General features: G+C 42.2%; 25 protein-coding genes. 7 read left to right on the top strand and 18 right to left on the bottom strand.

All coding sequences use genetic code 11. The annotated features are described in order from the left end of the window. Window positions 1-2 precede the first annotated feature (2 nt). Window positions 3-749 (top strand): copper resistance protein B, encoded by a 747-nt coding sequence (locus IUA53_RS01685; protein WP_012516916.1) that lies wholly within the window; start codon window positions 3-5, stop codon window positions 747-749. Window positions 750-906: 157 nt separating this feature from the next. Then, window positions 907-2,232, top strand: a complete 1,326-nt coding sequence (locus tag IUA53_RS01680) for an APC family permease (RefSeq protein WP_168534184.1) — start codon at window positions 907-909, stop codon at window positions 2,230-2,232. 155 nt (window positions 2,233-2,387) lie between these two features. On the opposite strand, the gene IUA53_RS01675 is transcribed toward IUA53_RS01680, so the two are convergent. The 9 genes from IUA53_RS01675 to IUA53_RS01635 form a co-directional block, all read right to left on the bottom strand. After that, a complete protein-coding gene (locus IUA53_RS01675; RefSeq protein ID WP_020745207.1) occupies window positions 2,388-2,543 on the bottom strand; it encodes a hypothetical protein in 156 nt (51 codons plus the stop codon). A 101-nt stretch (window positions 2,544-2,644) separates the two neighbouring features. Continuing rightward, entirely contained in the window at window positions 2,645-2,890 is a 246-nt protein-coding gene (locus IUA53_RS20335) for a DUF5676 family membrane protein (protein ID WP_012516913.1), read from the bottom strand. Between the two features lie 99 nt (window positions 2,891-2,989). Continuing rightward, a complete protein-coding gene (locus IUA53_RS01665) occupies window positions 2,990-3,361 on the bottom strand; it encodes a hypothetical protein (protein WP_012516912.1) in 372 nt (123 codons plus the stop codon). A 17-nt stretch (window positions 3,362-3,378) separates the two neighbouring features. Then, window positions 3,379-3,789, bottom strand: a complete 411-nt coding sequence (locus IUA53_RS01660) for a hypothetical protein (RefSeq protein WP_012516911.1) — start codon at window positions 3,787-3,789, stop codon at window positions 3,379-3,381. Next, window positions 3,773-4,438, bottom strand: a complete 666-nt coding sequence (locus IUA53_RS01655) for a methyltransferase family protein (protein ID WP_024015555.1) — start codon at window positions 4,436-4,438, stop codon at window positions 3,773-3,775. Before IUA53_RS01655 ends, IUA53_RS01660 begins: the two co-directional genes overlap by 17 nt. Further along, window positions 4,431-4,769 (bottom strand): DUF2933 domain-containing protein, encoded by a 339-nt coding sequence (locus IUA53_RS01650; protein WP_012516909.1) that lies wholly within the window; start codon window positions 4,767-4,769, stop codon window positions 4,431-4,433. The genes IUA53_RS01655 and IUA53_RS01650 overlap by 8 nt, the downstream gene beginning before the upstream one ends. 8 nt (window positions 4,770-4,777) lie before the next feature. Continuing rightward, the gene (locus tag IUA53_RS01645) at window positions 4,778-5,131 is read right to left on the bottom strand and encodes a cupredoxin domain-containing protein (RefSeq protein ID WP_012516908.1); all 354 of its coding nucleotides are present in this window, start codon (window positions 5,129-5,131) and stop codon (window positions 4,778-4,780) included. 11 nt (window positions 5,132-5,142) lie between these two features. Then, window positions 5,143-7,386, bottom strand: a complete 2,244-nt coding sequence (locus IUA53_RS01640; protein ID WP_012516907.1) for a heavy metal translocating P-type ATPase — start codon at window positions 7,384-7,386, stop codon at window positions 5,143-5,145. Between the two features lie 75 nt (window positions 7,387-7,461). Beyond that, entirely contained in the window at window positions 7,462-7,896 is a 435-nt protein-coding gene (locus tag IUA53_RS01635) for a MerR family transcriptional regulator (RefSeq protein WP_012516906.1), read from the bottom strand. A 499-nt stretch (window positions 7,897-8,395) separates the two neighbouring features. Between IUA53_RS01635 and tnpA the strand changes: the two genes are divergently transcribed. From tnpA to tnpC, 3 genes are read left to right on the top strand one after another with little or no spacing between them, the layout of a single operon-like run. Beyond that, the gene (gene tnpA, locus IUA53_RS01630) at window positions 8,396-8,680 is read left to right on the top strand and encodes an IS66 family insertion sequence element accessory protein TnpA (protein ID WP_196897416.1); all 285 of its coding nucleotides are present in this window, start codon (window positions 8,396-8,398) and stop codon (window positions 8,678-8,680) included. Further along, a complete protein-coding gene (gene tnpB, locus IUA53_RS01625; RefSeq protein ID WP_196897417.1) occupies window positions 8,680-9,015 on the top strand; it encodes an IS66 family insertion sequence element accessory protein TnpB in 336 nt (111 codons plus the stop codon). Before tnpA ends, tnpB begins: the two co-directional genes overlap by 1 nt. A 23-nt stretch (window positions 9,016-9,038) precedes the next feature. Beyond that, window positions 9,039-10,595 carry an IS66 family transposase gene (gene tnpC / locus IUA53_RS01620; protein ID WP_196897418.1) on the top strand — a complete coding sequence of 519 codons (1,557 nt, stop codon included), beginning with the start codon at window positions 9,039-9,041 and terminating at the stop codon, window positions 10,593-10,595. Between the two features lie 413 nt (window positions 10,596-11,008). On the opposite strand, the gene IUA53_RS01615 is transcribed toward tnpC, so the two are convergent. From IUA53_RS01615 to IUA53_RS20440, 7 genes are all read right to left on the bottom strand, one after another. Continuing rightward, window positions 11,009-11,845 (bottom strand): formyltransferase family protein, encoded by an 837-nt coding sequence (locus tag IUA53_RS01615; protein ID WP_012516904.1) that lies wholly within the window; start codon window positions 11,843-11,845, stop codon window positions 11,009-11,011. Window positions 11,846-12,103: 258 nt separating this feature from the next. Further along, window positions 12,104-12,574 carry a YybH family protein gene (locus IUA53_RS01610; protein WP_015066037.1) on the bottom strand — a complete coding sequence of 157 codons (471 nt, stop codon included), beginning with the start codon at window positions 12,572-12,574 and terminating at the stop codon, window positions 12,104-12,106. A 27-nt stretch (window positions 12,575-12,601) separates the two neighbouring features. Further along, window positions 12,602-13,072 carry a YybH family protein gene (locus tag IUA53_RS01605; RefSeq protein WP_126874102.1) on the bottom strand — a complete coding sequence of 157 codons (471 nt, stop codon included), beginning with the start codon at window positions 13,070-13,072 and terminating at the stop codon, window positions 12,602-12,604. Between the two features lie 20 nt (window positions 13,073-13,092). Then, complete coding sequence (locus tag IUA53_RS01600) at window positions 13,093-13,980, bottom strand: copper resistance D family protein (protein WP_203565510.1); 888 nt, start codon at window positions 13,978-13,980, stop codon at window positions 13,093-13,095. 21 nt (window positions 13,981-14,001) lie between these two features. Continuing rightward, the gene (locus IUA53_RS01595; RefSeq protein WP_012516900.1) at window positions 14,002-14,355 is read right to left on the bottom strand and encodes a copper resistance CopC family protein; all 354 of its coding nucleotides are present in this window, start codon (window positions 14,353-14,355) and stop codon (window positions 14,002-14,004) included. 80 nt (window positions 14,356-14,435) lie between these two features. Then, window positions 14,436-14,927 carry a DUF411 domain-containing protein gene (locus IUA53_RS01590; protein WP_061487085.1) on the bottom strand — a complete coding sequence of 164 codons (492 nt, stop codon included), beginning with the start codon at window positions 14,925-14,927 and terminating at the stop codon, window positions 14,436-14,438. Between the two features lie 104 nt (window positions 14,928-15,031). Beyond that, window positions 15,032-15,415 carry a CopL family metal-binding regulatory protein gene (locus IUA53_RS20440; RefSeq protein ID WP_139125468.1) on the bottom strand — a complete coding sequence of 128 codons (384 nt, stop codon included), beginning with the start codon at window positions 15,413-15,415 and terminating at the stop codon, window positions 15,032-15,034. A gap of 859 nt (window positions 15,416-16,274) precedes the next feature. On the opposite strand from IUA53_RS20440, the gene IUA53_RS01580 reads away from it, so the two are divergent. Beyond that, a protein-coding gene (locus tag IUA53_RS01580; protein WP_196897259.1) for an IS3 family transposase occupies window positions 16,275-17,443 on the top strand; the annotation gives its coding sequence in 2 pieces (ribosomal slippage) (window positions 16,275-16,527 and window positions 16,527-17,443; 1,170 coding nt in all). A 352-nt stretch (window positions 17,444-17,795) separates the two neighbouring features. On the opposite strand, the gene IUA53_RS01575 is transcribed toward IUA53_RS01580, so the two are convergent. Both IUA53_RS01575 and IUA53_RS01570 read right to left on the bottom strand, forming a co-directional pair. Further along, window positions 17,796-19,235, bottom strand: coding sequence for a sensor histidine kinase (locus IUA53_RS01575; protein WP_020742704.1), 1,440 nt, complete (start codon window positions 19,233-19,235; stop codon window positions 17,796-17,798). Further along, a complete protein-coding gene (locus IUA53_RS01570; protein WP_041702971.1) occupies window positions 19,219-19,908 on the bottom strand; it encodes a response regulator transcription factor in 690 nt (229 codons plus the stop codon). Before IUA53_RS01570 ends, IUA53_RS01575 begins: the two co-directional genes overlap by 17 nt. Window positions 19,909-20,104: 196 nt before the next feature. Between IUA53_RS01570 and IUA53_RS20435 the strand changes: the two genes are divergently transcribed. Further along, window positions 20,105-20,398, top strand: a complete 294-nt coding sequence (locus IUA53_RS20435; RefSeq protein WP_043961311.1) for an LNS2 domain-containing protein — start codon at window positions 20,105-20,107, stop codon at window positions 20,396-20,398. Window positions 20,399-20,697 lie beyond the last annotated feature (299 nt).

Here is a 20,697-nt window from a genome sequence, read left to right as displayed (position 1 = left end):
AAATGAAACAGATATTAATAGCAGGCCTAATAACATTAACTTTGAGCGTTGACAATGCTTTGGCTCAATCAAGAGATGACTGGCCATCTCCTATTCCTAATGAATATTTTGGCCAAGTTCTATTTGACCGACTTGAATATACTCGCACTGATGAGCAGCAAAATATAGGGGTCTGGGACATGCAAGCGTGGTATGGCGGAGATTACCATCGTCTTGTTTTTAAAAGCGAAGGCGAAAATACACAAAACGATGGAATGCCTACTGATCTGGAACGAGCAGAACTGTTGTACGGTTATCTAGTTTCTTCTTTTTGGTCTATACAATTTGGTGTGGGCACAAAGGGAGAGCTGTCATCAGATGCGGATATGGAGAACTATGCGGTGGTCAGTTATCAAGGTCTAGCTCCTTACTGGTTTGAAATGGAAAATTCACTGCGTATTAACGAAGACGGTGACATGCAGTTCATCAATGAAACCGAATATGACTGGCAACTAAGTCAAGTTTCCTATCTGCAACCGCGACTGGAAGTTGTTGCCAACCTCACCGATTCTGAAAAGTATGACCGTCAAAGCGGGTTGAGTAATATTCGTATTGGTTTGCGATATCGGCATGAAATAGTGAGGGAGGTAGCACCTTATGTCGGTGTTTATTACAGCAAAGCTTTGGGAAATACAGCTGATGCATTAAAGGCTGAAGGCAAATCAACCAGTGAAACTGGTGTAGTGTTAGGTGCAAGGATTTGGTTTTAAACGCCCTACGCTAAAAATGAAATAACTGGTATGCCATTGCCAGTTATTTCTTTCTACACGTCTTCGAATTTGTTTTGTAATGGGCCTGTGTCCTTATATTTGCTGCAGGTTGCTTTTGTTGTTACTCAGGCTCACATGACATAAAGGAGTAACCAATATGAATGAACACGAGCATTCAAACAGGAAAGATTCGTTAAGCCTCTGGGGCGCGGTATCGATGGGAACTGGTGTAATGATAGGTGCTGGTATATTTGCTTTAACCGGGCAAATAGCAGAGCTGGCAGGCACATGGTTTCCTTTTGCGTTTTTAGTTGCAGCGATAATTGCAGGGTTTAGCTCATACAGTTACATCAAAATGGCACAGAAATACCCCTCTGCAGGTGGTATCGCCATGTTTCTGAAAAAAGCCTATGGTAGAGGTCTGCTGACTGGTGCCTGTGCATTGCTAATGTTTTTTTCCATGGTTATCAATGAAAGTTTGGTAGCCCGCACTTTTGGCACTTATGTCCTACAATTGTTTGACTCTCAGGGCGCTGAGTGGCTTATACCAGCGCTTGGCGTGAGTCTTCTTATTGTGGCATTCATTGTTAATATTTTGAGTAATCAATTCATACAGACCCTCTCATTTATTATGGCTTTTATCAAAATAGCAGGACTTGCAGTTTTGGCAATTGGTGGGCTGTGGGCAACCGGTTTGTCGTTTGAGAGCGTTTCAGCTCAACCGCAAGATACCAGCGCAACCGGTTTTCTCGGAGCCGTGGCACTTGGTATTTTGGGATACAAAGGATTCACTACAATCACAAACAGCGGAGGCGAGCTCAAACAACCAGAAAAAAATGTAGGAAGGGCCATAGTCATTTCTATATCCATTTGTGTGGTACTTTATGTTTTTGTCGCAGTTGCAGTTGGAGCAAATTTATCAATTGGCGAAATAATACAGGCAAAAGATTATTCGCTTGCTGAAGCATCTCGACCCGCATTCGGCCAGTATGGTGCTTGGTTTACTATAGCTTTCGCGATTATTGCCACGTCTTCCGGTGTCGTTGCCAGCATCTTCGCTGTTTCAAGAATGCTATCGATGCTTACATCAATGCAACTTGTGCCTCACCGTCATTTTTCATTACCGGGAGATATAAGAAGACATTCCTTAATTTATACGTTAGTCATCGCAATAATTCTTACCATATTCTTCGATTTGAGCCGCATAGCCTCCATCGGTGTAGTTTTTTATATCGTAATGGATATCTTCATCCACTGGGGAGTGTTCAAGCATTTACGAGATGATGTGCAAGCTAAAGCTTGGGTACTAGTCAGTGCAATTATTCTCGATATCATTGTTCTTCTATCTTTTATGTGGGTGAAAGCAAAATCAGATATCTTCATTGTTGGGATTTCTGTGGCTGGACTTCTTATCGTATTCGCGGCTGAGAAATGGTTTCTAAAGCTCCATGCGTATGATGATGATGATAAAAATTATAACTGATGCAAATCATTGAAGCTGTTCATGAACTACATCGACGGAGTAAGACAATATTCAGCGTAGGCAGAGTAGCAGCCTAAAAGGTAAGCGCAGTTGTTATGAATAGGAAAGGAATTAACCGGCATTAGCGTGCCGGTTATTTTTACTCGTGGCACACTTTAACCGCTTTTTTGCTGCTTCAGTGTATCCATTATTTCAGCAAACTCCTGTCCTTTTGACTCAGGTGGCTGGCTACAACCCTGCTTCTCTGTATTGGTTTGACTGGGTAGTTGCATGGCTTGCTGTAAGGCTAATTCTGAATTATTGGTTATCATAATATCTCACCGTTAGTTTAAATTTATGTGGCAGTAGATATCAGCAAATATCGTACCTGTGCTAAAAGGACAAATACTGACTATTTATTTAGCCCTCACTACTACAGCTGCCTATTGTAAATACTGGCAATAAGCCAACCCAGTACACCTGCGAACAAAGCCCATAAAGCTCCGCCTATCACTACACCCAATAAAGGCACGTTCCATATCATCCCTTGCCAGTCTGAAAACATTATATTACCAGCCATGGGTGACATCATGTCGGGCATTGTAATAATGAACAAAGAACTAACAACTAACAACACTCTCGAAGCTGAACGATGCGGCGCACGCGAACGCAAATACATTTTCTCGAATTTTCATCTTACGCCTCCTTAAAGCCAGCATCATAATGTAACGACATCGCTCAGCATTGTTGTTGAGTGAGAACGTAGAGCACATTAAGGTTATGTACGCTTCCTGTGAGCGCCCTGCGGCAAGTGGTGGCAACTCCACGGTTTGTGCGTCGCATTGTCTTTTATATTTTGATCTACAAACTGGTAATAACCTTCTTTTGTGTGTGTCCACCAGTCATTGTGAAGATCTGCGCCGTGTTTTCGAATGATCGCTTCAATACCGTCTAAATCGATATGTGTCGCATCATATGCCAGGTGAATAGCCCCTTCTTTGATGTTGTAGCTCACCTCATCAATGCCAAAGAGCTTGTCAATCTCTTCAATTAGGGGCTCGCAATTTGCCTCATAGACATTGCTGAGCCGTAAATTCCGAACGACTAAATTTGCTTCTCTGACACCGACTCTGTGGTCTAAATCACTCATATCTTTCTCCTCGGGTGTTAATTTGAATGTTTCTGAGATTCGGGTGAATGGCTTCCATCCATTTTCGACATCATTACTTCCATCATCTTAAGATGCCTTTCTGCCATATCAACTTGGTTTTGCATGGGTTGCCCTTCCATTTTTTCGTGCATTATATGCATCATTCCCATCATGGATTGCATGTGTTTTTTCATCATTTCACGCTGCTTGCTGGGATTCTTTTCTTCTTTGATAGCGTTAACTTCTTCCTTCATCGACTTTATTTTTGCATTCATCATATGCATATCTTGGCCACGCATAGGCATTCCCGTTTGAATCTCTGGCTTGTCTGAGCCCTTATGCTCATGCTCTTCCATTTGTTGAGCTTGCGATGTTGCAGCCATTACTAATGTGGTTGAAAAAATGATTGATTTAGTGAATTTTTTCATGGTTTTCACCTTTTAATTTAAAGTTGAGGTTTGGGATCCAGCCAGGTGTCGTGTTGATATAGCTCACATACTCATCGCCAAATTCAGCAATAGCCAGAGCTTCTTCACGCTTTGCCAGTTTCACATACACAACAACTAAAACTGGAAACATGACCAGTGTGGGAATGGTCGGCCATTGCAACAAAAAACCGAACATGATCAGTATGAAGGCTAAATATTGAGGGTGGCGACACCGCGCATACCATCCAGTCTTAGCTAAGTGATGGTTCTTCTGAGCGTGGTGCAGCACATTCCATGCTGAGGACAAGATAAAGAATCCTGCAACAATAAATACCATACTGGCGATATGAAATGGGTCCCAGTGGGCGTCGCCTTTAAAACCAAAGAAAGTATGCAACAGATGTCCGTTTTCGTGCGCAAAAAAGTTTACTTCCGGATAGGTTTCAGCAAGCCATCCTGACAAGAAATAAATAGTCAGTGGGAAGCCATACATTTCGGTAAACAGGGCTACAATAAACGCAGAAAATACCCCCAAACTTCGCCAGTCGGTGGAAGATTTTGGCTTTACAAAACTGAATGCAAAAAAGATAAAAATAGCTGAGTTCAGTATCACCATTGACCATAAGCCATAATCATATGTATCATTCATCTTGGTTGTCCTTTTTAAGTGACTCCTTTCGGCCTTCCTCCAACCCCTGAATGTATCCATCACGATAAGCCGCGTTGTTATCACTCAATTCCTGAAAACTTTTCTGCTTATTGTCACTGTCGCGAGAATGTTCGTGGGCGTGTCCGTGTTTACCGTGGCTACTGTGCATGAATATATGCATGAATGGGCACAGCAATAAAATCAAATAGGGAAGAAACTGAAGGACATGATGACCATGTTCGAAAATTAAAAAATAAGTAACGGCAGCGATCATCGCTAATGCTGCCCACCCTGTAGGTGTTGACCAAAATCTGGGGTGACTGTTTTTCATGACTCCTCCTATACCACCGTAAGAACACCACGATACATCTGCATCTGGCAGTGAAAAGTATGTTCGCCCTGTGGGACGTTTTCGAGGTGAATTGGTGTTACCTCATTAAGCGTTAGCTGCTCACTGATATCTAATGAAGGAATTAGCAGTACTTCGGAACAGGGAGACTCATCTTTGCGCAAAAACTTCAACGTAACAGATTGGTTTGCGTTTACCTGAATAGACGCTGGTGAGTACACGCCATTTTTTACTTCTATGAGTATTTCGTTACTTTCAGTAACTGTCTGATCAGGCTTGTATAACCAAAACCACCAAATAATCAGTGCAATACCCGTAAGTCCTACAATATTAATTATCATCATAAGAAAACTCCTTAGTGGTCCTTTGCCTTGAATAGGCGAAGCCGGTTCGCATTTGATACCACTGTTAACGAAGAAAATGCCATGGCGGCTCCGGCGATAACTGGGCTTAGCAATACTCCGAAAAATGGATAGAGCACGCCCGCCGCAAAAGGTATACCTGCTACGTTGTAGATAAAGGCTCCAAACAAGTTTTGCTTAATGTTGCGCAAGGTGGCTTTACTAACCGCTATAGCATCGGCCAGACCATGCAACGAGCCGCGCATCAGGGTGATATCGGCGCTTTCAATGGCAACGTCCGTTCCTGTACCAATGGCAAAGCCAACATCAGCCAAGGCAAGAGCCGGAGCATCGTTAATTCCATCACCAGTCATACCCACTACTTCTCTCTGCTGCTGTAATTCATGTACTTTGTTGGCCTTATCTTCGGGCAATACTTCAGCAAAAAACTCGCTTATTGCCGCTTTCTTTGCCACTGCAGCAGCAGTTTCTTTGTTGTCCCCCGTTAACATGATGACCCGGATATCATTAGCCTGAAGACGCTTGATGGCAGAAACAGAGTCAGGTTTTATCGGGTCGGCAACCGCTATGATGGCAGCAAGTTGTCCATCTACAGCGAAATACATGGGAGTTTTGGCGTCTTTGGCCAGTGTTTGTGCTTTCTCTGAATAATTACCTATGCCCACCCCTTTTGAAGCCATAAGCTTGCTGTTACCAAACAATAAGGCCTTTCCTTCACAACGGCCTTCAACCCCCATACCGGTAATCGCATTAAACTCTTCGGTTTTCAGCAGCTCAATGCCCTGGTCGTGGGCACTTTCTACTATCGCCATTGCTAATGGGTGCTCTGAACCATTTTCCAGACTAGCTGCCAATTGCAGCACTGTCTTTTCATCACTGAAATTGGCTAAAATTATGTCAGTGACCTTGGGTGTACCTTCCGTAATCGTTCCGGTTTTATCCAGTATCATCACACTGATTTTTGATGCCGTTTGTAGCGCTTCGCCGTTGCGAATTAGCACGCCGGCTTCAGCAGCCTTTCCAACCCCCACCATAACTGACATCGGCGTGGCTAGGCCCAATGCACATGGACAAGCAATGATCAATACAGTGGTGGCCGAAACTATGGCAAATGCCAGTGCGGGCTCAGGCCCAAAGTTCAGCCATGCTAGCGCACTGAGCACAGATATAATCATGACCACAGGAACAAAGTAAGCGGATATCACGTCGGCCAAGCGCCCAATAGGCGGCTTTGAATTTTGTGCGCGTTTAACCATTGCAATGATTTGCGCCAGTGCCGTGTCTTTACCTACTCGAGTTGCTTTAAATAGAAACATTCCTGACTTGTTGAGAGTTCCAGCAACGACTTCATCGTCATGTGATTTTTCAACTGGCATCGGTTCCCCGGTTAGCATGGACTCGTCGATTGACGTATGGCCTTCAACAACCACACCATCAACAGGCACTTTTTCTCCAGGCCTGACTTTGATGACATCGTTAAAAAGCACTTGCTCGATAGCGACCTGGACCTCTTTATTGTCGCGAATAACCGTGGCTGTTTTCGCTTGTAATCCAATTAAACGTTTGATTGCTTCTGAGGTTTTTCCGCGGGCTTTTAGTTCTAAGGCAAGCCCCAGATCAATTAGACCAATGATCATAGCTGTAGCTTCAAAATAAACGTGCCTTGCCATTAACGGCACTGCTTCAGGTACCAACACTACCAACATCGAATAGAACCATGCTGTGCCTGTACCAAGTGCAATGAGTGTATCCATATTGGCAGAATGATTTTTAAAGCTCTTCCACGCACCGATGTAAAAATGCCGGCCGGAAAAGAACATTACACCCAGCGTCAGTAGGCCAACTGCTAGCCACAACAACCTCTCGACATTAGTCTCGACCGTCATTTCGTCGACAACAATGCTATAAGTCATTAGAGGGATACCTAGCGAAAGCGCAATGAAAGTATCTCGCATCAGCTTTTTGTAATAGGTCCTATCCGCTGCTTCTTTTTCATCGACTACATCAGTGTCAGGCTTATCTTCGAAAGGCTTTGCGTTGTAACCAACGGACTCTACTGCTTGAACCAATAATTGAGAATCCGCTGTACCCGATACAAGTACTGTTCTGTCTGCAAAGTTCATTTCGGCATTCTGCACTCCCGGCGTCTGCTTCAAGGCAGCTTCTATTTTTCCAACGCAACTGGCACATCCGGCGCCTTCTATCACTAATTGTCGCTGTGTTACTTCTGCACTCATAGTGCTCTCCTTTTTTCCTATTTTTAGAAGACTTGTTTTTTGACGGACAACAATTTTTCTGAAGAAACACCTGCATTAAGTTCTGTCATTTATGTTTTCCTCCAGGACGGTGTGTTCAAACTCTTCTATTAAATGACAGACCACGTGTGAGGATGGGGCTTTGTCACCCATTGCTCCCCATTTCCTTACTGCCAGCATCATATTTTGCCTGAGTAACAACATTGCCTTAAATTGTCTTTCTGTTTCTGCTAGCCTTCTTGCAATTAAGGTTCTAACTAGGGGACAAGCGGTCTTTCCATTATCTGCTTCTCTGAGAATTTGCTTGATATCTTCAACTGAAAAACCTAAATGCCTTGCACTTAATATAAACCGCAACCTGGAAGCATCTTTCGTTGAATAGAATTTATAACCATTGTCAGATTTTGCCGGCGTTATTAACTGCAAGCGCGTGTAATAGCGAACAGTATCTGGCGTTGTAGCCAAGGCGCTTGCGATCTCTCTTACTTTCATAGTTGTTCCGATGTCTTTAACCTAAAATTTTACTTATACCTAAAGGCTAAACCTGTTTGTGGGACGCGAGTCAATAGGCATGTAACTCGTGAAACTTTCGGTTCTAAGATGTAATGCGTTTGTAAGTGAGGCGGATAATACTTGCTGTTCGTTTACTGATAGCAAACAGTGTCTTAATGTATATTAATTAAGCAGTTGATCGTCTAAGACATTCTTTGATTGCAATTGATTAGTAAAGAAAACTTAGAGAAAAGCCTCACTGAGTTTATGTGTAGCTCTTAATCGGAGGGTGGAAGGGAGGAGAGTGTATACCAATTAAAGGGGTAATATTTATATCTGAAAATGAGCTTTGCTTAATGTTTTCACTTATCAGAATTTCAATATTTGAAAGTATACAAAATTGGGTTAAAGAAGTAAGCGATCAATTTAGACCGTCTTTTCCTCATTGAACTACCCCGTAAAATAGTCCCCGTAGATTTTACTCACGGAGACTTAATCGATGGCAACAAAAAGACGTACACGCGAGCAATGGCAGGAATTGGTTGATAAGCAAGCAGCAAGCGAACTGTCGGTCAGTGAATTTTGTGCACAGCATGCGCTAACAGTATCAAACTTCTATCTGTGGCGTAAAAAACTGAGCGATGATAGTCAATCGCTTGCGCCGCAGGATAACTGGCTTGCTTTTGATATGCCCGCGAGTGGGAACCAGAGTGCAGGCTCTACCTGGGAGATTGAATTAGCCTTGCCCGGTGGTGTGGTGCTGCGGATGAACCGGGCCGCCTGATGTTACCCTTATCCAATGGGCGTATTTGGCTGTATACCGGTAATACGGATATGCGCAAACAGTTTGATGGGCTGGCAGCACTGGTGCAGGGCAAGTTGGGCATGCAGGCGCATTGTGGTGACTGGTTTGTGTTTATCAATAAACGCCGCACGCAGCTCAAGGTGTTGTATTACTACCAGGGCGGTTATTGTTTGTGGAGCAAACGGTTAGAAAGAGGTACCTTCGCCAAAGTCACTGATGGCACAGCAAAAACACCATTAAACAGTGCCCAGTTACAGTGTTTGATTGATGGGATTTACTGGCAAAAAGGCAAACAAAACAGACGATTTAATTAACTGATTTTGTTATAATTTACGCCATGAAAACGCCCTCAGACAATCCCTCAAAAGATGCACAAATTGCGGCTTTATCCGATGAAGTTGCACAATTAAAGCATCAACTCGACTGGCTTAAACGCCAGTTGTTCGGGCGTAAGTCTGAAAAGGTGTTAGTGGATAATCCGGCGCAGAGCAGTTTGTTTGACGAGGGAGAGTCGCACGCCTTACCGGCAGACACCAAACCGGTGAAGGCCCATACCCGCTCATCCCAAAAACAACGCCGCGACTCGGATGTGAATGATGACGGCCTGCGCTTTGATGAGACGGTGCCGCAACAGGTGATTGACCTGCCTGCGCCGGAATTACAAGGAACGAATGCCGACCAGTATGAAGTTGTTGATATCAAAGAAACCCGTCGCTTAGCACAACAGCCCGGCAGTTATGTGGTACTGGTGTATCGTCGTCAGGTCGTGCGTCATAAAACCACGCAAACCCTTAAGGATACCCCGGCTCCTACCAATGTACTGGAAGGCTGTTACTGCGATGTCTCACTACTCGCTGGGCTGATGGTGGATAAAGCGGTATATCACTTACCGCTTCACCGCCAACATCAACGCATGCTTGATAGCGGTATCACCCTTAGCCGGGCTACCTTAATCAACTGGATACAACAAGGCATTGAGCTGCTTCGGCCCATCGCCAAGGCCCAGTGGCAGCACATTCTGCAAAGCAAAATCCTGATGATGGATGAAGTGCCCATTAAAGCCGGGCGTACCAAAGGGGCTGGCCGAAAACCGGGGCAAATGAAACAAACCTACTTCTGGCCGATGTACGGTGACAGTGATGAGGTGGCGTTTACCTGGAGTCACAGCCGGGGCATGTTGCACGCCAAAGCACAGTTACAGGACTTTACCGGTACCTTGCTCACAGATGGCTATGCCGCTTACACCAAAACGGTTGAACAATTAAATCAACACGAACGGCAGATTGTGCACGCTGCCTGTTGGGTACACATGCGCAGAGGCTTTGAAAAAGCCCTCGACAGTGAGCCTCACACCGCACAACAGGCATTGGATATTATCGCCACACTCTACCGGCATGAAAAACACATCCGGGATAAGCAATCAGACCTGGCCGATATCCATACCTACCGCCAACAACACAGCGAACCACTCGTGACTGACTTCTTCCGGTGGGTCTACCAACAACGACAGCGCACTGATTTACTACCCAAATCCCCCTTCGCCAAGGCGCTTCATTACACCGCTGAGCGAGAGAGCCAACTCAAGGTGTTCCTGAGTAACCCCGCGTTACCCATGGACACCAATCATCTTGAGCGGGCACTGCGGGTAATCCCCATGGGCAGAAAAAACTATTTGTTCTGTTGGTCCGAACTCGGGGCTGAACAACTGGGCATATTACAAAGCCTGATGGTGACTTGCCGCCTGCAAGGCGTCAATCCCTACCATTATCTGGTGGATGTATTGCAGCGTGTAGCACTGCACCCGGCCAAAGATGTACTCGACCTGACGCCAAGAGTCTGGAAAGAGAAATTCGCGGACAAAAAATTGACGAGCGATTTAGATAAAATGGGGTGATCCGGGTCTATATTGATCGCTTACTTAAAGAAGTTGCACAGTAAGCACCTATACAGCACGCGCATATCGATTGATCATTTCCTTCGCAGTGCTGTACATCCTGGTTCTTTTCTGAATGAAGTGTGTGATTATTTAAAGTAGTATGTTCTACGCTTGATAAGGAATCATTTGAGGACATATGAGATTCTGATGTGTCGTGACCATCACATTTAATTGGGTTCGTCATAGCAAAGCCGTGCTGTGAAAGCAGCGCAGCTATTAGTACTAATTTAAACCACTTATAAATGCCTGACACAATAAACTCCATCAGTGAGTAAGGGAATAGTAGCGGTATTCCGTTATTCTTACTTTGACGTAGATCAACACAACACAAAAAAGTGCTTAGCACCTTTAAACATTAAAGCCGTAATCAACTAGTTTAGTACTCTTGATTCATATAGCCTTAAACTACGCTTAGAAAGTACAACATAGCCATCATTTATAGCAATGCTTTTAATCAGTGCATCCTCAAAGATTATGCTACCGCACGTGAAATCGTGACTGAAAGTTGTGACTTCGACATCATTTGCGATATATAACGCGTTATCTAACGAAATAAGAATCCCAAAGTGCCCATACTGTCGAAGGGCATGACTAAATTGAGCGGTGTTTTGATCCCAATTTACAAACCTTCTTTTTACTGGAGGTAGACTTTGGAATGACGCTAGCTTTTCCAATTGAGGTGTGGCGTTATTATAAAGCTCATTAAAGTTATTAAGTAATTCTTCTAACAGAGTTTCTGCGAGTAACTGAGACTTGACCATCAATGATGAAATCGTTTCATTGTTTTCGACCTCAAATTTCTCTTGGATTAGGATGCTACCTGCATCAAGTTTCTCAGTGAGTTTATGAATGCTAACACCCGCGTTCTCAGGGTTGTCGATAATGTAGGTGAGTGGGGTTGGGCCTCTACTTTTGGGTAGTAAAGATGGGTGGATATTAATCGCATATTTTATTTCGTTTGTGGGTACTTTGTATCCGTAATCGGCTACAACAAAGACTGTCTGTTCGTCATTTAAATATCCTTTAAGAGTCACGATACTTGGTTTTTCAGTGGAATAAACAATATTGTATTTACGACAAATTCGTTTGATGAAGCTCGCATTTTCCTGAACATCGTTTATAAAAACGCGTTCAATGTTCAATCTATTTTTAATTAGAAGTGACAAACAATTCGAGAATAAGTCGTTTCCAAAATAAACGATTTTCATATTTCTCTGCACCTTTTGAGAATAGCGTATGTGGAACAAAATGTAGGTTGGGAGGACAAGTGTTTAAGGATTCGATGTTGATTAAAAATCTGTGCAAAAACGAATAATAAGGGTTCATTGGCTGGCGGGAAGCTTAGTTCGTGCCAATATGAAGTGTAAGGCATTTTGGCAATAGGATAGCCGAGATGGTTCTGATATTGAGCAAACTGGAAAGCTACCGTTGATATTACCAAAGTAGCTTTCAATACATTTATTTCGCTAGTCTTTTGCACGATTTCTACTAGAGGAATGCGTGTGAACTATCAGCCACTCACCGTTAACTTTTTTAAAAAGAAAGGTTTGAAACCCCGTTTTGTTGAAAGTTTCTCCAGACTTCCTAACCTTTCCTTGAACGGTTGTATCAACGAGTGTCCAAGCAAAATCATCTTCTACATGAGTTTGAATGTTAGAAAAATCTAAACTTAAGAAAACTAAGGCATCCTTTTCTGGTTCAACATGATGCTCTATCAAGTCACTTAACCCTACATTCTGTCCGCCAGATTCAAAGTATCTTGCGCCTTTAAAGTCGAAAAAGTGCTTTTTAAAGGGGGCACCGTCTCCATTCTCCCAGCCATATTCAATTTGCTTTATAATGTCTTTTATCTGATCTTTATCAGTTGCATTGTTATCATGAGCGAAAGTGAAGAAAGATAACAGAGACGAAATGATTATGATTAAAAATTTTTTCATACGAGCTCTCTCGGGTAGTTAATCGAATCAATTTGACCAATGAATATGTTTGATTTTCCACTCTCCTTCGGTGTTGATTAAGACAATTGTTTCCATACTTTGGTAATCTCTCTCTTCCCCCTTAAACATCCCATTGACCAGAAACCGCGATGCGGAGATTGCTGTATTGCCCAGAACTTTGACTTGATGTTCCAACGCTTTATTTGTCACTGACGATAGATATTCCATATCTGAATTCATATGATGTTGAGCATATTCATCTGCGCTCCTCTCAACTCCGCCTCCTTCATAAATAGTCACATCATCCGCCAGTAGGCTCTTCGCAGTGATATTGTCTCCCGTATTAAGCGCGTGATGGAATGCAATAACTATTTTAGCTGCAGGCGTATCTAACCCACTAAACATACCTTTCTCATGTTGTTCTTTTTCATGGGCACTAGCAGCAAAACTCATGATTACGGGCATGATAAATAGTAAGACTAATAATTTAATTTTCATTTGAATTTCTCTTCTAAGTTTTATCTCTCGGGACCTACAATGCTCGTAAGCCCAGAAGTAATGATTAAAATAGCAACTGCTATTGTTAACTCTAATGAAATGGATTTTGAGAGTGCTTCGCTTCCCGAGCCACTTTTAAGTTTTGGGACTAATTTCAGTTTGTGCCGTATAGCAATAGCTAGAATGCTAGTTACAAGGAACATTTTAACAAGAAGAGTTTGCCCATATATGGAGCTAAATAACCCTTCAAAACTACCTACCAATTGAATAGCTAGCCAAATGCCTGCAGATAATAATAAGGTAACCAATACGGCCGCCTGCGTACCAAACCTATCCATTAATTTATAAAGCTTTTCGTAGCTCTGGTAATGGCAGGAGAGCTTTAACGGAATCAATGCACCAAACCACCAAGCCATAACAAATACGTGAACCATAAGTAGTATTCGAGCAATACTTCCTAATTCAGAAACGTGGCCGGTTAAAGTAAATGTGTACGAGAGAGTGAATAGACACAGCACAAGTAAGCAAGACTTTAACCTTAGGAAAGGTTTAAGAGGTTTAAATTTCAATAAGTAGATAGTTATTAAAGCTACGGCTAACCCCCCCGCACGATACAAGGTGACTTCACCGATAGGAGAACTCAACATTATCTTAAGCATAAAGGGGTCAAGTGCGCCTTGAATTCCCTCTTCTACCATCGCTCCAGTGTTCGCGATAAACCACACTGCATTAGAAATAAACGCAACAAAGACACAAACCTTTACCCATACAGCGCTATAAGATGGCGTTGTATAACTTGTCCTACTGTCGTTAATATCTCGCCAGAAAAATGTATATCCAGCTGTGGCCGCGAAACCTAAATAAAACATTAGCTTTGTCACTACAATTACAGTGTTCCAGATATACATTTCCACAGCTGAATCCCCTTTTTAGTGCACCATAAATCCAAAACTATCTTTCATCTTGTGCCCATCGGAGCCAAGCATGATGAACTCAACATTGTATGAACCTGGACGTAATTTAGGTAAGGTCCAAGAATAATCCGTTGCAACCTCTTTCGGAGGTTCAAAGCCAAAATCAACTTTTGCACCTTCACTATCTTTTAAAACTACTTTTATTAATCTAACTCCCTTGGTAAAGCTGACTGATAGTTCCATTGGGGCCTCCATCAGCATTGCATTTTTGCTTGGTGTGCTAGATTTAATTTCTATAGCCTCATGTGCTAATGCCACGCTGCTTAGCAGTACACTAAATATTGCAAATGATTTAACAAGTGCTTTCATGATTACCTCTATCTTTGGTTTTTAAAAATTAAAATTGCTTTGATTGTCAAAAGTGCGCATTTATTTGTTTAACTTTGACTTCAATCGAATTGACTTTCGTAGCTTTCTACTTTCGCGTAAGGTTCGTAGCTCCCATCTTGATATATAATGAAAACGGTATAAGGCATAAACTGCTCTGCTACTTCCATTCCGGGTGAACCTACTGGCATAGCTGGAACAGATAACCCGATAGCCTTTGGATGTTCTTCTAACAAGAATCGTTTTATAAACTTAGAAGGGACATGGCCTTCAAATACAAAGCCACTTTCTGTAACAGCGGTATGGCAAGAGCGAAGATTTGGCGAAATTCCGTATTCGTTCTTGATGTCGCTCAAGTTATGAAAGTCCTTTGTACGTAGTTGAAACCCTTGGCTTTCTAGATGAGTTATCCACTTTTTACAGCATCCACACGATGGTGATTTATAGACCAATAATTCAAAGGCGTCGTTTGCGCCATGGTGGATATTTGCCATGGCAACGCTAGGTAGAATTAGCAGTAATACCGCAGCTTGATAGGTGATTTTTTTTAACATTTTTGCCTCCAGACAAAGCTGGCACATATAGGTACGCTAGCACCTAGATAATAAACAGGAACTAAAACAAATTGTGCGTGAAATTTGGACGCACTGACCCTGTGTTAGGCAAATATCGGTGGGCGAAAAAGTGAGGAAGTTACTGAAACTGGCTGTTGGAAGAACAAGCCAAATGAAGCGTCCGGCACCACTGGGTGTTGAACAATCATCATGGAAGCTATAAGGACGGGAGCATGAGTACAACCACCTGGTGGGCATGTGCATTCCGAAGTGTTGCAACAATCTTTAATACTAGCGTTTTCGGAACTTATAGAATCTACTCTCATACCATGGCTCATGTTCGTAGAGCAATTCGATTCAGAATTACTATTGTAATGTTTGTTATCAATATCCATTTCAAAACTCATAGTATCTACAGCCATCGCTTGCCCGACGAGGGCAGATAGCACTGTAAACACTAATATTAGTTTTGATATGAATTTAAACATTTCTTAAGCATTAAACATAACCAATATGGAGAATAATGGATTTTCGCGAATTGGTAAACAGTTGAGGCTGATTTGTGATTAGAATAGCCCGTTCATCGGCAGAATTTAGGAAATAGTCATGATGAGGGAGATTGCCTACAACCATGCAAATTTTTGGGCGCGTCTCTAACTCCATAATTCAGATACTGCGGTAGAACTTGAACGCTTTAAGTAGCCGCCACAATACTTCCCTTTTGTCCAGTTCCATTAACGTTATAACGGGGGCTAACCAGAAATACAAAAAATTGAGGAGGCTTGAGGAGCTATATAAATAAACACACCCGATAAATATAAATTCATCGGTAACTTGAAAGAGAAATCAGATATTCTGTTTAAATCGTTGAGGCACAAACTAACTTCAGCGATTTCAACTTAAGCGCCACTCAAGCGCTGGTCGATAAGTGACTCTCGCCCCGCGGTTATAGATACTCTCTGCTTCACTTATTTTTCTGCATATGAATAAGGCGATTAATATCAGCTTTAGGATACAAAAGTTCAATCACTTCTATCAATTGTGAGCACGGTAATAAGTTGTCTATCCGTGATAGGAAAACCTCTTTATAGGGCTATCAGCGCTTGCTTTAGCTGACTACTGGCAATAATTAACTGTTGGCTCACGAGCAGTAGAGAATGTAACTTAACATGCAGTCATGATCTCACGTTAGGAACTTATTTGCATCTTCCCTAGTATCAATTGAATAACACTTTTATGCTGGTTCTAATTATTTCATCGATCTCGGAACATTGATTGAGACAGGTTGACGTGCTCCAATAGATTCACGCAGCCAGTTAAGGGATAATTATCTCAACTGGAGTGTATATGAAAACGCGAAAAAGCTATTCAAAAGAATTCAAACTGGACGCTGTTAGTCTGGTTACAGAACAAAATTATAAGATTGCTGAGGCTGCTCGTAGTCTTGGTATTAGCGCGAATATGTTAGGCCGCTGGCTTAAAGAGCAAGAATCAGAAGGCGCTCACGCATTTCGAGGCAACGGTAAGTTGACACCGGAACAGGAAGAAATTCGTCAGTTGCGAGCAGAGAATAAACGCCTGAAAATGGAGAAAGAGATCCTAAAAAAGGCGACGGTCTTCTTTGCCAAAGAAACCAAGTGAAATACGGTTTCATTACCCAACATAAGAAGACCTGGCCGATTAGTCTGATGTGTCAGGTTCTGGGAGTCAGTCGCCGTAATTACTACAGTGCAGTGCGACGAAACGAGCAACTCGAACCAGACCCTCAACATGATGAGCTAATTGAATGGGTACAGAAGATAGCAGATGCCAGTGACTTTACCTATGGCGTAAGGCGAATGAAACGCGCGCTGAATTCGCTCGGTTATCCGGTTGGAAAACAGCGAACGAGAGCCTTGATGAAAGAAGCCGACGTGAGCGTCAGACGACGTAGAAAATACAAAGTAACGACCAACAGCGACCATCAGCAACCTGTATTTGATAACGTGCTATCACGCGACTTTGATGCGCAAAAACCAGACCAGGCGTATGTCTCTGACATTACCTATATCTGGACGCAGGAAGGCTGGCTGTATCTGGCCGTTGTCATCGATCTGTTCTCACGCAAAGTCGTGGGTTGGAGTATGTCTTCTCGGATGAGTGCCCAGCTTGTGTGTGATGCCTTAACAATGGCTTTATGGCAACGTAAGCCCAAGGCTGGCCTGATACATCATTCGGATCGTGGTTCGCAATATGCCAGCCGACAATTTAGACAGCTACTGGCGCAGTACAAGGTAACAGGTAGCATGAGTAGGAAAGGTGATTGTTGGGACAATGCCGTTGTAGAGAGCTTCTTCGGCACATTAAAACAAGAGCGAGTGCAATGGCGTCATTACCAGAGCCGTCATGCTGCTCAGCAGGATATCCTGCAATATATTACTATGTTTTATAACAGCCAAAGAATGCACTCATATCTGGATTACAAAAGTCCAAACCAATATGAAGCTGACATGGCTAACTTAGGAAAAGCGGCTTAACTGAGTTGTGTGAATTTGGTTGACCACGTCAGGTAACGTTAATCTATATTAAGATAACCTATTGTCAGCAAGTGTTTTTCAACAGTTTCTTGGTAGAACTCTGCAAAAAAATCGTAAAGTCATTTTATCGTTGTACGCCCAATGAGTTGAATGGAAGCATTGACTTGTTCCAGCAGCAATTATCCGTGACAAGGAACAGGTGGCCGAAAACTTTTTTGATCTCCACCACATACCAAATTCGAAAGCTAGGTTAAGTTTCATTACCCTATTTTTATTCTCTTGCTAAGTCGCAGTCTCTCTTTTCAGGAGTGTTATTAAGGCTAAGGTTACAGTAACTTAAGCCTGCCTAAGATTACGGACCAATAGTTTCATTTTTAAAAGTCAACAAAAACGATATGTCTTCTTCGGTGGTTTTGGTTACAGAAACTTCTGCACATACAGCGTCGCACAATGCATTTACTATAGAAAGACCTAGCCCAAAGTTATCTTCAGATGTTCTAGAAGCATCTTTTTGCCAAAGCGGTTCAAACATATGCTTTAGATCATCCTCATTAACCTCTGTCCCCACCTTATTTGTCACTCTGAGGTAAACATTACTAGAACTATTTACACCTAAGTTCACAAGTATTTCTGTATCAGTTTTTCCGTGTTCGATAGCGTTATCTATCAGATTACTTATTATCGATTCTACTCCAACGCGATTGCTCTTGACGCTTAACTGAAAATTGGAGCTAATCTCTACCTTAACATTTCTTGCTTCTTTGATCTGAATAAGTTGAGATACTAATTTGTGGATATCTATCTCATCAGTTAGCTCTAGGGTCTTAAAACTATATTTTTGGATTAACATAAGGCCAGAAATAATATTTTTCATTCTTGTGCCTATTTGCAAAACACGTGGCTTAAAATCTTTTTCTAATCTTATTTCTCCTGGAAACTTAATTGCTACTTCAGTCATATTTATTAATTCAGAGACTGGTGTTTTTAGCTCGTGTGCGATATCCGAAGTCAACCTCTTCTCACGCAGGTAAAGCGAATAATTATCTTCAAAAAAGTGATTCAAACTTTGGGTAATGGGTTCCAATTCCTCGACATTATTTTGAAAAGCTTCGTGTTTTTGTCTAGTGGTAAATCGTAGTCCTTTTATCTTGGCATTTAAGGCATCCAAGGGTGCCAGAGCATAAGCCACAGTGTTACGCACTGTAAATCGAACAACTAACGGCACGATAATTAATGCAAATAGAAAAGCACCATCGATAAACCACAACGTGAAATTTAACAATTCTGTAGATGTTGCGTACGCGATAACCATTGACGGGCGAGTATCGTTACCCTTGCCCATGACGCGATAAAATCCAGCTCTGTCTTCAGAATCAATCTGAGGTATATATCGAGTGTAAATTACCCGACCCGTACGGCCATCGGGCAGAGTAATATCCTGGAAAGAATATTCATCCAGGCCAATGCTGCTGAAAGGCAATTCATTGATGGTATAAAGCGCCAGAGTATCTGATTTTTCAAACGTTGAATCTTTGTACCAAAGTTGAAAATACTCGGGGGAAGATGTCCCTTCAAACTCAGGCAAATACTCACCTGCAAATTCGAATTCCACACCCTCGACATCTTCATTTACCAAGCTCTGAAGCACACCTACCTTTGCCTTCATAGCCTGGTTGAATTCTTGTTCGACCCAGGAATCAACGCCAATATCTGCTGCAAGTAAAACGGCAATGACTAACAGTGAAATAATAATAGAAAGTCTTCGTGTTAATGTTTTACGTATTGATTTCATTAGCTTCTATAACTCTGTAACCAAAACCACGTTTACTTGTAATGGGTAGAGACGCGCCGCTTTTTCTTACTTTTTTCCTTGCTGAGGAAAGGTGAGCTTCAATAGCATTTTTTGAGATATGGTCATAGCTTCCAGAAATAAATTCACTCAGCATTTCTGAGGTAACTATCTTGTGTCTATTGAGAAAAATACATTCAACAATTTTGTACTCATTCGGGGTCAGGTTGATAATGCCATTATTGTATGAAAGCGTTTTAAACTGGATATTGAGTGTCAAACTGTTGATAGTAACTTGGTCATTGAGACAATTTACCGCACCTCTCCTCATCAAGCTAAGTAGTCTAGCAGTCAATTCGTCAAACGAGAACGGCTTAGAAAGGTAGTCGTCAGCACCTGCCAATAGCCCCGCTACCTTGTCTTCAGACTCAGATCGCGCAGATAAGATGATAACCTTTGTTTCTAAATGTCTTTTTCGTAACGTTTTAAGAATAGTCATACCGTCCAACTCAGGTAGCATCATATCAAGGATGATTATTTCGTAGCTACCAAGCAACGCCATACTCAATCCCTCAGAGCCAGTGCCAGCAGTATCGACTGAATAGCCCAATTTTTCCAAGCCTAAGCTCAAACTGTTTCTCAATGATAAAGAGTCTTCTATCAGAAGTATTCTCATAATTTGAATGTCAATTTTAAAGTTATTTGAGTATACCTTCTCAACCTTAGGATTTGCTGAAGAAGCTATTGAAAAGGTGCTTATAGTTAACCTACGTATACGTGGTTCTTTTAGCATAAATCGATTGATTTACTTCAATAGCTCTTAAGTTTATCTCGATATTTTGTTCATATTAATAACAGTCTTGTGACTAACGATGAAGGCTTATTTTATATCAGCGCTGCTACTTTGTGGGTGCTCAATAACCTCTACAGAAATTTCTCCCCCCAATGGTAAAAGTGACAAAGCTGTCATTTTTGACATCGATGGAACATTGATCCCCTGTAACGCCTGCATTTTTTCTGAAAGAGAAAATGCGTCTGAACGTGTTCAAGCATACGCTGATAAAGGCTTCAAAATTATCTATCTGACTGCGCGAAATGTATACTTCCAGTTCAACATTCCACTTTTTTATCCCGTTACCATCTCCCAGATAGAGATATTCAGGTAGCTAATTCGATGGCTTAGCGAAAAAGCTTTTAAAACGTTTAAACTAAATATTCTAAAGCCTTACAAGGAGTCTGGCTGGAAACTTTTCGCTGCTTATGCCGATTCAAGCACTGACTTTGTGGCTTATTTGGCCGCAAGCGTTCCTCAGGACAAAATATTTGCAATAACATGACAAGGTGATTGTAAGTGCAAGCCAAGGCCGTGGCGAAAGTACTACGATAGCTGGTCGAAACACACTCCTATAGCGTTCCCTCCTTAACCAGCCTCTTTCTTCCTTCCTGAGCGATTAGAACATTATTA

This window comes from Alteromonas sp. B31-7 (assembly GCF_015767655.1).
Taxonomy (GTDB): Bacteria; Pseudomonadota; Gammaproteobacteria; order Enterobacterales; family Alteromonadaceae; genus Alteromonas; species Alteromonas australica.
Note: the sequence above shows the minus strand (reverse complement) of the source record. Positions and strands in the feature narration are given on the sequence as shown.

Excerpts from the sequence above, each read along its gene's own strand:
- tnpA (WP_196897416.1), top strand. The coding sequence starts at position 8,396 with ATGGCAACAAAAAGACGTACACGCGAGCAATGGCAGGAATTGGTTGAT.
- IUA53_RS01660 (WP_012516911.1), bottom strand. The coding sequence starts at position 3,789 with ATGAAAAAATTCACTAAATCAATCATTTTTTCAACCACATTAGTAATG.
- IUA53_RS01575 (WP_020742704.1), bottom strand. The coding sequence starts at position 19,235 with ATGAAATCAATACGTAAAACATTAACACGAAGACTTTCTATTATTATT.
- IUA53_RS01615 (WP_012516904.1), bottom strand. The coding sequence starts at position 11,845 with ATGAAAATCGTTTATTTTGGAAACGACTTATTCTCGAATTGTTTGTCA.
- IUA53_RS01645 (WP_012516908.1), bottom strand. The coding sequence starts at position 5,131 with ATGATGATAATTAATATTGTAGGACTTACGGGTATTGCACTGATTATT.
- IUA53_RS01605 (WP_126874102.1), bottom strand. The coding sequence starts at position 13,072 with ATGAAAATTAAATTATTAGTCTTACTATTTATCATGCCCGTAATCATG.
- IUA53_RS01665 (WP_012516912.1), bottom strand. The coding sequence starts at position 3,361 with ATGAGTGATTTAGACCACAGAGTCGGTGTCAGAGAAGCAAATTTAGTC.
- IUA53_RS01595 (WP_012516900.1), bottom strand. The coding sequence starts at position 14,355 with ATGAAAGCACTTGTTAAATCATTTGCAATATTTAGTGTACTGCTAAGC.
- IUA53_RS20335 (WP_012516913.1), bottom strand. The coding sequence starts at position 2,890 with ATGTATTTGCGTTCGCGTGCGCCGCATCGTTCAGCTTCGAGAGTGTTG.
- IUA53_RS01610 (WP_015066037.1), bottom strand. The coding sequence starts at position 12,574 with ATGAAAAAATTTTTAATCATAATCATTTCGTCTCTGTTATCTTTCTTC.
- IUA53_RS01680 (WP_168534184.1), top strand. The coding sequence starts at position 907 with ATGAATGAACACGAGCATTCAAACAGGAAAGATTCGTTAAGCCTCTGG.
- tnpB (WP_196897417.1), top strand. The coding sequence starts at position 8,680 with ATGTTACCCTTATCCAATGGGCGTATTTGGCTGTATACCGGTAATACG.
- IUA53_RS01675 (WP_020745207.1), bottom strand. The coding sequence starts at position 2,543 with ATGATAACCAATAATTCAGAATTAGCCTTACAGCAAGCCATGCAACTA.
- IUA53_RS01685 (WP_012516916.1), top strand. The coding sequence starts at position 3 with ATGAAACAGATATTAATAGCAGGCCTAATAACATTAACTTTGAGCGTT.
- IUA53_RS01635 (WP_012516906.1), bottom strand. The coding sequence starts at position 7,896 with ATGAAAGTAAGAGAGATCGCAAGCGCCTTGGCTACAACGCCAGATACT.
- IUA53_RS01570 (WP_041702971.1), bottom strand. The coding sequence starts at position 19,908 with ATGAGAATACTTCTGATAGAAGACTCTTTATCATTGAGAAACAGTTTG.
- IUA53_RS01655 (WP_024015555.1), bottom strand. The coding sequence starts at position 4,438 with ATGAATGATACATATGATTATGGCTTATGGTCAATGGTGATACTGAAC.
- IUA53_RS20440 (WP_139125468.1), bottom strand. The coding sequence starts at position 15,415 with ATGTTTAAATTCATATCAAAACTAATATTAGTGTTTACAGTGCTATCT.
- IUA53_RS20435 (WP_043961311.1), top strand. The coding sequence starts at position 20,105 with ATGAAGGCTTATTTTATATCAGCGCTGCTACTTTGTGGGTGCTCAATA.
- IUA53_RS01590 (WP_061487085.1), bottom strand. The coding sequence starts at position 14,927 with ATGTTAAAAAAAATCACCTATCAAGCTGCGGTATTACTGCTAATTCTA.
- IUA53_RS01650 (WP_012516909.1), bottom strand. The coding sequence starts at position 4,769 with ATGAAAAACAGTCACCCCAGATTTTGGTCAACACCTACAGGGTGGGCA.
- IUA53_RS01640 (WP_012516907.1), bottom strand. The coding sequence starts at position 7,386 with ATGAGTGCAGAAGTAACACAGCGACAATTAGTGATAGAAGGCGCCGGA.
- IUA53_RS01600 (WP_203565510.1), bottom strand. The coding sequence starts at position 13,980 with ATGTATATCTGGAACACTGTAATTGTAGTGACAAAGCTAATGTTTTAT.
- tnpC (WP_196897418.1), top strand. The coding sequence starts at position 9,039 with ATGAAAACGCCCTCAGACAATCCCTCAAAAGATGCACAAATTGCGGCT.